Origin of the sequence: Mesotoga sp. Brook.08.105.5.1 (assembly GCF_002752635.1) — a bacterium.
Lineage (GTDB): Bacteria > Thermotogota > Thermotogae > Petrotogales > Kosmotogaceae > Mesotoga.
Window position 1 is genome coordinate 1 of record NZ_AYTW01000036.1, and the last position, 14,754, is coordinate 14,754.

At 44.7% G+C, this 14,754-nt stretch carries 15 protein-coding genes and 1 pseudogene; 8 read left to right on the forward strand and 8 right to left on the reverse strand.

The window, feature by feature from the left end; genetic code table 11:
• Positions 1–524: 524 nt before the first annotated feature.
• Both V512_RS11060 and V512_RS11065 read left to right on the forward strand, forming a co-directional pair.
• Positions 525–749 carry a hypothetical protein gene (locus tag V512_RS11060; protein ID WP_099830521.1) on the forward strand — a complete coding sequence of 75 codons (225 nt, stop codon included), beginning with the start codon at positions 525–527 and terminating at the stop codon, positions 747–749.
• Positions 750–950: 201 nt separating this feature from the next.
• Positions 951–1,565: a hypothetical protein gene (locus V512_RS11065; RefSeq protein ID WP_099830522.1), complete on the forward strand. Its 615-nt coding sequence runs from the start codon at positions 951–953 to the stop codon at positions 1,563–1,565.
• Between the two features lie 20 nt (positions 1,566–1,585).
• Here V512_RS11065 and V512_RS11070 read toward each other — a convergent pair whose 3' ends face one another.
• From V512_RS11070 to V512_RS11080, 3 genes are read right to left on the reverse strand one after another with little or no spacing between them, the layout of a single operon-like run.
• Positions 1,586–2,398, reverse strand: a complete 813-nt coding sequence (locus V512_RS11070) for a carbohydrate ABC transporter permease (RefSeq protein WP_099830523.1) — start codon at positions 2,396–2,398, stop codon at positions 1,586–1,588.
• Positions 2,395–3,324: a sugar ABC transporter permease gene (locus tag V512_RS11075; protein ID WP_099830524.1), complete on the reverse strand. Its 930-nt coding sequence runs from the start codon at positions 3,322–3,324 to the stop codon at positions 2,395–2,397. Before V512_RS11075 ends, V512_RS11070 begins: the two co-directional genes overlap by 4 nt.
• A gap of 54 nt (positions 3,325–3,378) precedes the next feature.
• Positions 3,379–4,611 carry an ABC transporter substrate-binding protein gene (locus V512_RS11080; protein WP_099830525.1) on the reverse strand — a complete coding sequence of 411 codons (1,233 nt, stop codon included), beginning with the start codon at positions 4,609–4,611 and terminating at the stop codon, positions 3,379–3,381.
• A 294-nt stretch (positions 4,612–4,905) separates the two neighbouring features.
• Here V512_RS11080 and aglA point away from each other — a divergent pair, with 294 nt between their 5' ends.
• From aglA to V512_RS15160, 5 genes and pseudogenes are all read left to right on the forward strand, one after another.
• Positions 4,906–6,324 carry an alpha-glucosidase AglA gene (gene aglA / locus V512_RS11085; protein WP_099830526.1) on the forward strand — a complete coding sequence of 473 codons (1,419 nt, stop codon included), beginning with the start codon at positions 4,906–4,908 and terminating at the stop codon, positions 6,322–6,324.
• 140 nt (positions 6,325–6,464) lie between these two features.
• Entirely contained in the window at positions 6,465–7,028 is a 564-nt protein-coding gene (locus tag V512_RS11090) for a DNA-3-methyladenine glycosylase I (RefSeq protein WP_180977929.1), read from the forward strand.
• 361 nt (positions 7,029–7,389) lie between these two features.
• Positions 7,390–7,671, forward strand: a pseudogene (locus V512_RS15400) (DUF5700 domain-containing putative Zn-dependent protease).
• A gap of 12 nt (positions 7,672–7,683) precedes the next feature.
• The gene (locus tag V512_RS15155) at positions 7,684–7,860 is read left to right on the forward strand and encodes a hypothetical protein (protein ID WP_243392397.1); all 177 of its coding nucleotides are present in this window, start codon (positions 7,684–7,686) and stop codon (positions 7,858–7,860) included.
• 2 nt (positions 7,861–7,862) lie between these two features.
• Entirely contained in the window at positions 7,863–8,078 is a 216-nt protein-coding gene (locus V512_RS15160; protein WP_243392398.1) for a DUF5700 domain-containing putative Zn-dependent protease, read from the forward strand.
• 7 nt (positions 8,079–8,085) lie between these two features.
• On the opposite strand, the gene V512_RS11100 is transcribed toward V512_RS15160, so the two are convergent.
• Complete coding sequence (locus tag V512_RS11100; protein ID WP_099830528.1) at positions 8,086–9,273, reverse strand: anaerobic nitric oxide reductase flavorubredoxin; 1,188 nt, start codon at positions 9,271–9,273, stop codon at positions 8,086–8,088.
• A 414-nt stretch (positions 9,274–9,687) separates the two neighbouring features.
• Between V512_RS11100 and V512_RS11105 the strand changes: the two genes are divergently transcribed.
• Positions 9,688–10,347 (forward strand): HAD family hydrolase, encoded by a 660-nt coding sequence (locus V512_RS11105; protein WP_099830529.1) that lies wholly within the window; start codon positions 9,688–9,690, stop codon positions 10,345–10,347.
• On the opposite strand, the gene V512_RS11110 is transcribed toward V512_RS11105, so the two are convergent.
• The 4 genes from V512_RS11110 to pulA all read right to left on the reverse strand — a co-directional run bounded on the left by V512_RS11110 (position 10,328) and on the right by pulA (position 14,751).
• Entirely contained in the window at positions 10,328–10,972 is a 645-nt protein-coding gene (locus V512_RS11110; RefSeq protein WP_099830530.1) for a deoxynucleoside kinase, read from the reverse strand. The genes V512_RS11105 and V512_RS11110 overlap by 20 nt on opposite strands.
• Positions 10,969–11,586, reverse strand: a complete 618-nt coding sequence (locus V512_RS11115) for a deoxynucleoside kinase (RefSeq protein WP_099830531.1) — start codon at positions 11,584–11,586, stop codon at positions 10,969–10,971. The genes V512_RS11110 and V512_RS11115 overlap by 4 nt, the downstream gene beginning before the upstream one ends.
• Positions 11,587–11,685: 99 nt before the next feature.
• Positions 11,686–12,183, reverse strand: a complete 498-nt coding sequence (locus tag V512_RS11120; RefSeq protein WP_099830532.1) for a molybdopterin-binding protein — start codon at positions 12,181–12,183, stop codon at positions 11,686–11,688.
• A gap of 15 nt (positions 12,184–12,198) precedes the next feature.
• Entirely contained in the window at positions 12,199–14,751 is a 2,553-nt protein-coding gene (gene pulA / locus V512_RS11125) for a type I pullulanase (protein WP_099830533.1), read from the reverse strand.
• Positions 14,752–14,754: the final 3 nt, after the last annotated feature.

Genomic DNA, 14,754 nt, shown 5'->3' on the forward strand with positions numbered 1-14,754 from the left:
CAACCCGACAAGGTAACGCCTCAACAAGAACTCACTCTCTGAATACAGAGTTTGTAGTGGCAAAATTCTTCGTTTCTAAAAATACTTTCGCTTGTTTAGCTGTTTTCAGAAGATTAAGTGATAAACTCAAGAGAGAACAAAGGATGTATTCCTTTATTACGCCGATGGTTCAACTCTTCAAATCTGATCTCCATAAGTCATTTTAGACTGTATCTGGTGATCGTGGTTCTCGACGATCTTGGATAGTTTTTTCATTTCGAGAAGAGACGGTGTTGAGCTGAGTGTGGAGCTGAATGGCTGTTACAAACTCTGATTGCGTCAGTTTCGGATCTAGAGCCCGGGATATCCTACAATTACCAGGATGGTTTTTGATGGCGTCAATTGTCGGGACTCAATGCAGTAATGAAATCTACACAAAGAGTCAGTTTTGCTTTGATTGCAATCTTTGGTATGATTCGATAATTGGTGTCTGTATCAAGATTCTTTCTGTTTCATAAAGACACACTCTGAAGATGAGATGGAAGATGAAGGTCGAAAGTGACAAGCAGATCCAAGTGATGGCAATAGTCCTTATGACATCAGAGCTGAATCAAAGTGCAAATCAGAAGCCCCACAGACACCACCCTCTCTGTTTGGATACAGAGAACTTCATTCTAGGCAATAAGGTACGCTTTCATGAGCTTGAAAGGTTATTGAGAGATGGAACACCGTCCTATTTCTTCTTCACTTACATTCTTAGCCATTCATGACCTGGTCTCAAGCCAATTGGATTTCCGCCATTTCTCGAAAGATACGAACCGGGTTTGCATAGGAGCGGTTTGAACAGGGAGATTAGGGGGTTCTCGAGTTCGGAACTCTGGAGAAACTCCAGGAAAGCCAGAAGACGCTATAGAATGAGGTTGAGAAAGACGCTATCGAAGCTTTGATCGGTAATAGTATTGAGAGAGTTAGTGGCGGTTTTTTGGAATAATTACAAAGAACTTATTTTCGCTCCAAATCCGCTTTTCCCTGAACTTGTTTCTCTTGGTGCATCTGGATCTGACTGGCTCTACAGTATTGCAAGATATCCAGGTAGAGCGACCGAGAAGTGGCCCTATGAGCCAGGGGTCACGGCGCCCGATGAAGAATTCTCCAGTTATCTTGAGAACTTCGTCTGGTCTAGAATCGTTGCTTTTAACGAGTTCTGTCACCCGCTTGCAGACCTCTTTCTCTCGCGGATTGCCGAACTCGTCAAAAGACTCGAGCACTCACCTTTCGCACTTGGAATTCTCGAGTCTTACGGAGAGAAGCATCCTTCCCGGGAGGATATGTTCGCCGAGTTTCTTATCTTCGGGATGACATATGCCCATCTGCTGGACGAATTTGGAGAGGAAGTTACAGAAAGCTTCCGTAAGACCATGGAAGACAAAGCAGGCTTCACGATGAGCAATGTTGTTGGAAGACAGCTTCACCTTTACCTGAAAGCTTCAAAAGATGGTGAGGAATGTGGATTTGAAGATGAGCTTGCCGAGATTTCGGCACAGAATAGACAGCATCTTCTCGACAGAGCTCTGAGTGTTAACTGAGAAGGATCGCCTAGAGTTCTCTAGCCTTTGACAGAGCCCGCAAGAAGTCCTCTCAGGAAGTATTTACCAAGCAGTACATAGACAACCAGCGTTGGTAGAGCAGCCAGCAGCGCTCCAGCCATCTGAACATTCCATTCAACAACCTGACTCCCGGCAAGATTGACCAAAGCGACTGTAATTGGCTGCTTTGTGGGATCACTCGTTACAGTTACCGCGAAGAGAAACTCGTTCCAGATATTAGTGAACTGCCAGATCACAACTACTACGAAGCCGGGTAGAGAAATTGGAAAGAGAACTTTCAGGTAGGTCCTGAATATACCGGCGCCATCTATTCCAGCCGCTTCAATTAGCTCCGTAGGTACTTCACTGTAGTAATTGCGGAAGATCAAAGTTGTTATTGGCAATCCATAAACTACATGGACCAAAATCAATCCCCAAAGTGAGCCGTAAAGACCTATGTCTTGCAGGAAACGAATAAGAGGGAAGAGGACACTCTGGTAAGGAATAAACATCCCGAAGAGAACTAGAGCGAAAAGCAAATCGGAACCTCTGAATTTCAGTTTCGATAAAACGTAACCGTTAATAGAGCCAATTATGGCTGATAAGAGCGTTGCAGGAATCACCAAAATGAATGAATTCCTCAGGTTAGGAGCGAGACGGTTGAAAGCCTTTGCGAAGCCATCAAGAGAGGGTTCCTTAGGCAGGAACCACATTTTCTCCAGGCCGACTTCTCTGAGAGGTTTGAGACTTGTCGCCAGAAGGACATAGATTGGCATCAGAAAGAACAATGCAAATACAACCAGAAGAATGTAAGTGACGATTTTCTTGATCATACCCTCTTCTCCTTTCTGAAAGCCGAGGCAAGATATGGGATAATTACAACGGCTACCAACAAGAGCATAATGATAGCTATTGCCGATCCAGTTGCGTATTTGTTTGCTCTGAAAGTCGTTTCAAACATATACAGCGCAGGCATATCGGTTACGTTGTTTGGCCCGCTTCCGGTCATCGCATAGACCAGATCAAATATCTTCAACGATATGTGACCGAGAATGATCATCGCACTCAAAGTGATCGGCCTGAGAATAGGAAATTTGATTTTCCAGAAGATCTGCCAGCCCGTCGCTCCGTCCACTTCAGCTGCCTCGATCAGATCTTGCGATATTCCGCGCAACCCTGCAAGGTACATTGCCATAGTATATCCTGACATTTGCCAGACAGCGGCAACTATTACAGGAATAAGCGCAACATTGAAGTTCAGGAAGCTCTCCGTACTTGTGAACCACTTCCACTGCAAGAGATCGAGCCCAAAAATATCGAGAAGAAGGTTCATGCCCTGAGGGCTATTTGGAAGTATTCCAGGAGCGAATATCCATCTCCAGACGGCACCGGTTACTACAAACGATAGCGCCATCGGGAAGAGATATATGTTTCTGAAGATACTGGATGCCTTGAGGTTTCGATCGATGAGTGTAGCAAGAATTATCCCTAGAATCAAGCATCCCAATATGAAGAAAAGAGTGAAATACAGGGTGTTCCATAGATCCGTCTGGAACCTCGGATCTTCGAAGAGTCTCAAGTAATTTCTTAATCCGACAAATTCAAATTCGCCTTTAAGGAGTCTCGCGAAACTGTTCCAGTTGGAAACAGATGTTCTGATCGTCTGACCGATGAAAAAATAGACGAAGATTCCTATTGCTGCGAATGTTGGTGAAAGAATCAGGAAGGAGATAATTCCACGTCTTGTCTTCCTCTTGATTTAGAACACCCCCAAATAAGGGGCCTGCTACTTGCAGGCCCCTACTAACAAGGATTAATCAATATAGTCTTCAGCGGCATTTCTTATTGCTCTCATCAAGGCCGCTCTGTCCTTTGTGGTTATGAAGATGTTCACTGCATCGTTCAACTCCGTTACGAACCCTTCCGGAGCGGCTGATCCATGGGCAATAGAGGGACATAGAGCGTTGGTCGAGAAATCCTCCATCGACCAGATTAGATAGGGATCATAGAGAGACTTGTCTGCATCGAGTCTTGCCGGAATCGAACCCTTTATCGGGTTGAAGGCATCCTGCCCTTCTACCGAAGCGACAATTTCTAACCACTTGAGAGCATTCTCTCTATTTGGTGCGTTCATAGGCAGTCCAAAAGTATCCGTAACAACCATGAAGGAGCCCTCTGTTCCTGGAACTGCCATCCAGCTGAACTCTACTCCCGGTGTCCAGCCAAGCGTCTTCAGGTAACCTTCTGCCCAGTCTCCCATTACATTGAACGCTACCTTTCCTTCAAAGACCATTCTTGTTGCGTCCTGCCAGGTGAGAGCGGCATGATCTTCATTCACATACTTGATCAATTCTTCAAACACGACTATTGCTCTTTCAACCCCTGGGTCACTGAAGCTTGTCGCGCCGTTCCACAAACCATTATAACCATCAGGTCCGAGAGTTGAAAGCAAGATCGTCTCAAAGAGATGCCCAGCTTCCCACTTGTCCTTGTCTCCTAGCGATAGGGGTATATACCCTGCTTCCTTAATCTTTGCACATACTTCAAGGAAGCCGGGTACATCGGTAGGCACTTCGTCGATTCCAACCTTGTGGAGGATTTCATTGTTTATGAAGACCACGTTTCCTCTGTGCACGTTAACGGGAATCGAGTAAACCTCGCCTTCGTAGCTACAGATGGTCATAATGTCCTCAGGGAACTTGTCAAGTATTCCCCAGCTTTCGAGAATGGCGGTAAGAGGTTCCATCATTCCCGTAACAACGTACGTGTCGATCAATTCCATGCCCCCATGGACCTGGAATGAATCGGGAGGATTACCACCGAGCATTCTGGTCTTCAAGACTGCCTTAGCATTCGTCCCTGCTCCGCCGGCAACCGTTGCGTTGATTATCTCTACGTCTGGATACTTAGCTTTGAAGACATCGTAGATTGCGGCTAGTCCTTCCTCTTCCCCTCCACCGGTCCACCAGCTGAAGATCTCAACACTTCCCGAAGAAAAAAGCAGACTTACGGACAAAAGAAGAACTGCCAACAAACACTTTTTCATCTAAACACCCCCTGTTATTCGGCATAAAGCCGATTGATAGTCTTCTTCGTCCCTCAAACCGAATACAGCTCACTAGATATTATACTACGGTTAATATTGCAATAAGCATTTGCTTTGAAAAAGGTTTTAAAAGGTCCTGAATGAGACACGTCTTTCTGGAACATCTACAGCAATTTGACCGAGCGACGCATTTGTTTGTTTAACTGTCCATAAGTTGTCTACATGGTCTTGAGTTTCTGAGCAGCAGTTAATTAGTGGTATCATTTATCTAAACGACGACTGGGAGGGATTGGTTTGTCTGCAGTGAATATCTGCATAATAGGTGCAGGAAGCGCAGTGTTTTCGCTTAGGCTAGTGAGCGATATTTGCAAGACAAAGGGACTTCACAAAAGCAAGGTAACTCTAATGGACATTGATGAGGGAAGACTTGAAGCGGTGCATGTTCTAGCCTCGAAATTAGCTGCAGAGATGAAAACTGATCTCAACTTTTCGAAGACAACGGAGCTAGAAGAAGCGGTCGCGGGAAGCGACTTCGTGATTAATACGGCTCTAGTAGGTGGACACGGATTCCTGGACAGAATCAGGACAATCGGAGAGAAGCATGGTTACTATAGAGGGATAGACACACAGGAATTCAACATGGTTTCAGACTACTACACACTGACAAATTGGAATCAGCTTTCGTTCTTTTTGAAGATTGCCGAGACCATGGAAAGACTGGCGCCGGAAGCATGGATGCTTCAGGCGGCTAACCCGGTATTCGAAGGGACCACGCTCATAAGAAGAAAATCAAAGATCAGAATGATCGGATTCTGTCACGGTCATTACGATGTTATGGAAGTTGCAGAGACCCTTGGTGTTCACAAAGATGAATTAGACTGGCAGGTTGCCGGTGTCAACCACGGAATATGGCTCAATAGGTTTAGAAGAAGAGGAGAGGACTTGTATCCATTATTCGAGAAATACGCTTCGAAATTCGATGCGAGTGAGTTCAGGCCGTCTAATCCTTTCAATGTTCAGATGTCTCCCGCGACGATTGACATGTATTCATTCTATGGTCTGGTTCCTATTGGAGACACGGTTCGAAACAGCAGCTGGAAGTACCATTATGATCAAGATACTCTGGAGAAGTGGTATGGAAGTCCGTGGGGCAGTCCCGACTCAGAACTGGGGTGGAAGTGGTACAAGGAGCAGCTGGGTGAAGTCACGAACGCAACCATAGCGCTTTCGAAAGCTATCGAACAGTTTCCCGGAGCGAGTCTGGAGAAGCTTATAATCGAGGGATCGAAAGGTCTTTCGGGCGATTTCACAAGAGAAGCTGCCCAACTATATGATAGGAATTCAATGAGCGGTGAGCAGCATATACCTTTTATTGATGCGATTGTCAACGGAAACTCTGCGAGATTCATTGTCAACACTCTTAATCAGGGTGCGATTAAAGGGATTGATGACGATGTTGCCGTTGAAGTTCCGGCAATCGTTGATAGTGATGGAATCCATATAGAAGAGATTGAACCTGCCTTGCCTGAGAGAGTTGTTCAATGGTATCTGAAACCAAGAATACTGAGAATGGAGTGGGCACTTGAGGCATTCAACGAAAGAAATCCCGAACTTATAATCGAAATACTGTTGAGAGATCCTAGAACGAAATCCTACGAACAGGCCAAAGCGGTTGTCGGGGAGATATTCGATTCAGAAGGTGAATATGTATAGATAGATGAACCTGTTCTTTCAAAAACTAGATGATCACATGAAAATGATCTCTTCTCTTCTTGGCGTGAATCTTCAACAGATGCCCCAGCCGAGTCATTTGGAAAAAGTATTTGGGTGACGGAGTGATTACTATGTCGGAAATTGAACGCTGTCCATGGTCAGAAGTAGACGAATTGTATATTGAATATCATGATAGAGAATGGGGAGTTCCAGTTCATGACGACAAGAAGTGGTTTGAGTTCTTAATTCTTGAAGGGGCCCAGGCTGGTCTTAATTGGCACACTGTGCTCAAAAAGCGAGAGAGCTATAGAGAAGCCTTTGCTGGATTCGTTCCTCGTGTGGTGGCTGATTTTGGAAGTGGCGAAGTCGAAGAGTTGTTCAAGAACGCGGGTATAATCAGGAACAGGAGAAAGATTGAATCGGCAATAAACAACGCAAAGAGATTTTTAGAGATTGAAGCTGAATTTGGCGCTTTCGATACTTACATCTGGGGTTTTGTCGGAAATAGACCTATAGTCAACAAATGGGAAAGTCTTTCTGAGATTCCGCCTCTTACTGAAAAGTCCGCTGAGATATCTCGCTCACTCAAACAGCGCGGATTTACTTTCGTTGGGCCGACAATCGTCTATGCTCTTATGCAGGCAACCGGGTTGGTGAACGATCACTTAGTGCATTGTTTCAGGTACACAGAGGTGTGGGACTGACCCGCTAGCTTCTATGCCTCGCCAAGATTGATGGTATAGTATCTCTTGCCTATTGACGACTTCACGGGGGGGATTCAATTGAGCTGGATTCATACAGAGGAGATCTTCGCTCTCATTGATCTGGTAGATTCCGGTAGAGGTTCTTGCAAGGAGAAAGCGAGTAAGGTTCTCGATTCACCTCTTTCGAACATGTTTACACAGTTTCATGTGCACGCTTCTGAGACAAAGGAATGCTTGCTTGCTGCCATTTCCCGGAGGGAGGACACTTTCGGGTCTTTCGAAGGATTGCACAGAGCTCATAACATAGTTGGACAAGATCAGGGAGAGAAGGCCCGAGTTGAGGGTCTTTCTGGACCTAATTGTGAAAAACGAATCAAAGATAAGATCTTCAGCCATCTCAAAGGCGAAGATGTACCTTCCGGATCAAGTGTCTTTTGAGGGTTTTAACGTCTATCTCATTCCGATGCCTTACAATGCGAATGCCGATCATAGGGGAGTCTAGTTCGATCCTGTTTTTGCCTTGGATATAGGTTTCGATGCGATTGAGGAAGTTTTGGCTCATGAGGCACATCACATCGGAAGAAACTCTATCACTGACGAAAGGATTGTGTTTGACGAGACTCCTCTTGATCAGCTCGTGTAGAGATTTGTGAGTATGGAGTACGAAGAAATAGCGAACCTTGTTAGTGATTCATCGAAGATACCTGCGATGAGACGTGTTACACTGTCGAGATCGAAAGTCATGGAAGGTTTTGAGAAACATCTCGAGTTGCTTCAGGAAGTCTTCCTTAGTCTTGTGCAGAAGAGTATTTCGACGATGAAGCTAGAATGATTATGGAGAGAAGTTGGTTCGGTATCGGTAGTTTGGTTCCGGTGGGGATGAAAATGGCCATGGAAATAGAGAAAGAGGTAGGCAAGAAAAGACTTGTGGAGACAATTGGCGACGCAGTCGCATTTCTAGAAGCATACCAGGAGGCGGCACTGAAAAAATCTTACTACCTCCTGGAAGACGAAACGTTTCACAAATTGAGAACACTACTCAAAGCTTAGGGGTATATCAGAGCTTAGAAGCAAATTCAGAACCGAACTCTCTGCAGTCGGTCAAGTTTGCGTCGTCGGGGGACCACATTTTCTTCAGGCCAGCCTGGACTACTTCAAATCCGGCTTCTTCCACCATCTTTCCCAGGACTTCTACTGATTCTCCACTCCATCCATAAGTGCCGAACACCGCTGCCTTCTTGTTCTTAAAAGCCAGTCCCTTCACTTCATGAAGCATGCCGGAAAGAGGTGCGAGGATTCCCTTATTGACTGTCGGAGAGCCAAAGAGAACAGCCTTCGACTTGAATATCTCTGTTACAATGTCGTTTTTGTCTGTTTTACCAGCGTTGTAGAGTTTCAAAGCCGTGTTTTTGCTTACTCTTCCTATACCATCGGCAATGGCTTCAGCCATCATCTTCGTGCCTTCCCACATAGTATCGTAGACGATAGTCACCTGATCTTCCTGGTAGTCGTTTGCCCACTGCAGATACTTTTTGACTATCTGTGTCGGATCTTCTCTCCAGATAATCCCATGGCTAGGGCATATCATGTTCACCGGTAAATTGAAGGAAAGAACTTCTTCTATCTTTCTGATTACGAGCTTGCTGAAAGGAGTTAGAATGTTGGCATAATACTTCACTGCCTCTTGATACAGCTCGGCTTGATCCACAAGATCGTTGTACAGAAGCTCTGTGGCGTAGTGCTGTCCAAATGCGTCATTACTAAACAGTATCGCATCTCCGTCAAGGTACTCGAACATTGAATCTGGCCAGTGAAGCATAGGCGCTTCCACAAAGGTTAGGGTCTTCTTGCCGAGAGTGAGAGTGTCGCCCGTCTTCACTGTCACGAAATTCCAGTCCTTATGGAACTGCCCTTTAAGAGACTTCACCGCATTAGCCGTGCAGTAGATTGGCGTGTCTGGAATCTCTCTCATTAGTGCAACGAGACCGCCGCTGTGATCAATCTCCCCATGGTTCGCAATGACATAGTCAATCTCGGACAGATCAATCTCCTTCTTCAGGTTCTCCACAAATTCCTCTGCAAAGGGTGCCCATACTGTATCTATCAGGGCTGTCTTCTCGTCCCATATTAGGTAAGAGTTGTAACTTGACCCTCTGTGAGTCGAATAATCTTCTCCGTGAAACTTCTTAAGTTCCCAATCGATCTTGCCGACCCATGTAACGCTATCTGTTATCTTCCTTCCCATATCGACACCTCCCGTTTGTTCATTAATACTCTACCAAAAGTGACAGCTTTACTCGGTAACATTTGTTACGTGTATTTGAGTCATACGTTGAAGGAACTCTTCTCCTATATTGCTCAGAAAGAGTGATGATGCCATTATCTGAGAGCATGAATGAAGTTACTCGTCTCTTGACTGTGTCACTCACTTCAGCTTGCTCAGCGAAGAGCTCTGTTCATTATCCTCTATTCTTGCTGGTCTTGCCGGGTCAATGTCTGAACTGAAAGTGAAGAGATCTTCACTGTCAAGGTGGAAGGTCTGGCAGTATATGTCCGATCATGATAATCTTAAAATGTGAAATGTTTCTATAGGGACTGCCGGAAATTGTGATTTCTTACAGGCATTTGCGAAAAAGAAACTTGCGATAGGAGTGGAGATTTGAAAAGGTTAACAACATATCTGTTTGATCTTGATGGGACGCTAAGTTCTGTTTCTGACGAGGATTTTGCCAGACGTTATTTTCAGCTAATAGCAGACTTTGCTGAGGGTAGAGTCGATTTCGAAAGATTCATGGCATCTCTGCACACATCGCTGAAGAGTCTTTTCGGTGAAAGAGACGGACTAGTAAATAACTACGATCATTTCATGGAGAAGTTCACCGATTCTATGGGGCAGTTTGACAGGAACAGGAAATGGTATGAACTGTTCTTCAACAACTTCTATGACAGTGAGTACAATAGGCTTCAGGAACTGATTGTACCGCGCGAAAGGGTTGTTAAGTCACTTAAAAACCTGAAAAGGGCAGGAAGCGAGATTATTATCGCTACAAATCCGATATTCCCCGAGAAGGCTATTAACAAAAGATTACAGTGGGTAGGATTAGAAAGCGGATTCATCGATTATGTAACTACAATGGAAAACTCTCATTATGTGAAACCCGATGTTAGATACTATCGTGAGATTCTTGAGATAAATAACCTCGAGGCAAAGAACTGCGTGATGATTGGGAACGATATTACCATGGACGGTGTTTGCACGGCTGCAGGAATAGAATACATAGATGTATCTTCAATTGAAGCTATCTGGAAAACAACCTAGACTGCACTCCTGCCACAAGCTCAGCCGTGAACCTTGAAATCAGGTGAAGAACGTCTTCTCTGTCTTGAGGACTCTCTATGAAATCATATCTATCTCCGTCAATAACTAACTTACGACAGAAGGTGACGCTGTTGATCCATTCGCTGTAAAGACCATTCAGTCTTTCGATGTAGTCCTCGCTGACACCACTCTCGAAACCACGCCCTCTCTTCCTTATTCTCTTCAACAACACGTTCTTCGAGCACTTAAGATAGACAATTCCGTCTGGGGCCGTCAGATGTTCAGAAAGTGTCTGGTAAGTGTCCATGTATAATTGCCAGTCCCTTTCATCGATATAACCCATAAGCTGAAGATTGCGAGCAAATATCTCAACGTCCTCATATATAGTTCTGTCTTGAAGAATCACTGCGCCCTCTGTCACGACTCTCTTGAGGAAGTCGAATCTCTTTATCAAAAAAAATAGTTGCGAGTGGAAGGCCCATCGCTCCATGTTGGAGTAAAAATCCTTCAGAAACGGGTTTTCATCCACTGCTTCGTAGACCCCTCTGAATCCCAGAGTCTCCTCAAGAAGCGAGGTGAGAGATGATTTTCCTGCTCCAATGTTTCCGCAAATTCCAATAATCATAAACATGCCTCTATTCTGTTGAAAATAGTGTTAAGGTCATCATGGTTCCTCACAAAGTCGATGTTTGACGTATCTATCCTGAGCACTTTGCTTTCCTTCACGTCTTTCATATATTCTTCATACGCGTCTCCAAGCATTGCTATGTAAGTTCTGTCCATTCTTCTCTCGAAGGGTCTGTCCCTCAAAGCGATTCTGTTCATCAAAATGTCTACCTCAGCAAAGAGATAGACTATGAGGTCGGGATGGAGGACCTGCTCTTTAAGAGCATTGAAGATCTTCTCATAGAGTCTTAGCTGTTCGCCTTTCAGAGTTAGCGAAGCGAACAAGTGATCCTTCACAAATGCATAGTCGGAGATTACTCCTTGGCCTTGAGAAGCCGCCTTTTTCAGTAGTGACTGTTGATCAAATCGGCTTATCAAGAAGAAGAGTTGAGTTTGAAAGGCCCACCTGTCCATGTCTTCGTAGAAGTTCGTGAGAAAAGGATTTTCCTCGACTACTTCCAGTACAGTGGGCATCGTGTACTTCTGAGATAGCAATTTGACCAGGGTAGTTTTACCAACCCCGATTACACCCTCAACAGAAACGTATTTTCCACTAACTTTTGAAAACATCATATGAATTCAGTACTCCCTTACACTCAAGACTTAGTAAAGATCTATATCAAAAATCCGAAATGACAATAAGAAGCGATTTTCTCGTGATTGCTCACCGTATCACAAATTTACATTGACATCATTGCCAAGAATCTTCTCCGGCGCCCTCAGTCCATCAAAAAAAGGTTTCAGGTAATCCAGAACAGCCTCCAGATAGTAATGAACTGTCTCATGATATCCTGGTACAGAAAGTACTATTGAGTCTTTTATCGTTCCTGCTCCCACCCTGTAAAGACACAGAGATGGATCGGCAACAATTGCGTTTCTCAACATGGCAGTCTCGATTCCTGTTGCTCTCTTGTCTACAAGAGATAAGACAACCTCAGGACCAATGTCTTCTCTGTATAGACCAGTTCCTCCAAGAACCAGAACAACATCGTTTGAACAGGAGTCTGCATATATCGCTTCTTTCAGGTCGCTCATTACTGGAGCGACATCAGTGGAGCCGGTATACGTGAAATCATGGTCTTCAAGAATTCTCTTTGAGATTTCTATTGACCGAGAGATTTCCTCAAAGAAGCCTGACTCAAGTATTCTGATTATCTTGCAGCTGTACATAACACACCTCCGAAATCACTTGTGAAGGATATAAGTGGATACCGGTGCAAGTATTACCTTTCCGGACAGCCTTTCAAACGCATCTTCTGAGACTCTGTCTTTGTCAGCAACAAGATTCCAGCTTTCATCTGGTAAGTTTATCTCGCTTGGTTCAAGATTACCGTTGAAGATTACGAGAATTTCATCCCAAGAATCGCCTACCGCTCTGCCATCTATAGTGAAAGCGACTATGTTCCTAGGAGCGTCTAGGAATTTGAGATTTTTGCTTATTTCTTCGGCTGAGCCCATCCTGAATGCGGGATGATTGTTCCTCAGGTGTATCAGAGCCTTGTAGTACTCGAACAGGTCAATGAATTCCGCTTTTCTGGAATAGTCCATCTTGTTCAGCTCTACCCCAGCGTTGTAACTGTTCTCGTTTCCGTATTTCGTGCGCGCAAAATCAACTCCTCCATGTAGGAACGGAATCCCCTGCGAAAGAATAACAATGGCGTTTGAAAGCTTCTGAGCACTAATCAGGAGCTCTTTTGGGGCATCGGGCATCGCTGCACTGTTCTTGTCCCAGAGTGTCTGATTGTCATGAGCCGAAACATAGTTTATTGTCTCTGCCGGGTCATCAGCAAAGTCCTTAATATCGTTGCTGTAATCAATACTACCTACAATTCCACGCATTATCCTTCGTTCTTTTGCGCGGCTTCCAAGTGCAAAACCCTTTACCTTTGGATCGAAAACGCTACCTCTTATCGCATCGCGAAGATTATCATTGAAGACCGCTACTCCGGTACCCCTCTGATCTCCCTTGCCAAAGGTGATCGTTGCTCCCCAGCCTCCCCAAGGTTCACCGTATAGGAGAATCGATTCATCAATAGCATGTAGTTCTCTGTCTATTGCAAGAACAGTGTCGCGGTCTATCAAACCCATCAGATCAAACCTAAAACCGTCGATTCGGTAATCTTGGACCCACATCTTTACTGTATCGAGAATATGCTTCCTCATCATCGGCCTTTCGGTAGCTATTTCGTTTCCAACCCCAGTTCCATTAAGATAGTCGCCTGTTCTGTCCGTTCTGTAGAAGTAATAGGGAACAGTCTGGTCAAATGGTGAGGAAGAACCTGTTGTTGCAGTATGGTTATATACTGTATCAAGAATCACCCTGATTCCATTATCGTGGAAGGCTTTGATCATCATTTTCGACTCAGCAATCCTGCTTAGTGGGTCATAGGGATCTGTGCTATAGTGTCCTTCCGGAACCATGTATAGATATGGATCATACCCCCAGCCGTATTGTCCGTCAACGCCCTCATCGATATAGTGAATGTCATTGAATGGCATAATATGAACGTGAGTTACGCCAAGTTCAATTATATGATCCAGTCCGGCGGTGACCCCATCAGGCCCAGTCTTTCCTCTTTCGGTTAGTCCCAGGTACTTTCCTTTACTCTCTATGTCGGTATTTGAGTCTGATGTCATATCGCCAACATGGATCTCGTAAATAACCGCGTCCTCCGGCTTCGCAAAAGGCGGGATTTTATGGCCTGTCCAGCCATCGAACACTGCCTTGTTATGATCGATTACGACTGATCTCTCGCTGTTTCTAGTTACTGCTCTAGAGTAGATGTCTACAGTCTCTCTTTCCTTACCGTAAGAGAAAAACCGGTACTTGTAGGCTTTTAAATGCTGATCACCCTCAACCGTCGCTTCCCACACACCTGCCTCGATTTTGCTCATGGGGACCTCTGTGTAGACTTCGGAATAGAGGTCTTCAAAGAGTATGACTGTAGCCGAAGAAGATACGGGAGACCAAACTCTGAATACTGTTTTACTCTCCGAGTAGATTGATCCAAGTTCTTTGTCGTAGTAAAACTGTGGATCATCCAGCGCCTTTCTAATGATCACTTCGCTTGACAGAAACCCTTCGATCTCTAGAGAGAGTTGTTTGTTCACGTTTTCAGCGGCAATCGGTTCGGAAAGCACAATCTTCACGTAGTTTGTGGTTGATATGTCTGTCGGATCAGCCTTCTCAAACCTCTCGATTTTGAGAACAGAGCCGTTCAAGGTAACTTTTGGAGCTGCCGTTTTAGTGTCAACCGGGGCGGATAGAGAGGCCAGAATCTCAGTCAATGAATCCAGGAAAGCGATCTTAACTTTTGGTGTAAGATCTATCTTTTCCGGATCGAACAAGAATTCTTCTTCACCCTCAACTACCCAAATCTCTACTACACCGGATTCAGGAATATCTACAAATCTATCAACGGCTATGTCCTTTTTTTCCCACTCGCGAAGTCTAACAATGAATCCGAGTCTCGAATGTTTGTCGGGAAGCCTTACTATCGAAGTGACTCCGAAATCGTCGATTTTGTCGAAAGAATATGACTTTCCATCCATGCTCTTTGGTTTATCGGGCCATACCCAGAGATTCCAACCGTCGTAGTTGTTATCGTACCTATGATAGTGGATTATAATTACAGTTTCTGCGCTGTAATCAGCTGAACTTTTCCCCATGCTTTCTCCTGTAAAAGCAAAAATCGTTGTTCCGAAGATAATTACCAAGAAGAACAACACTCTTTTCATTAT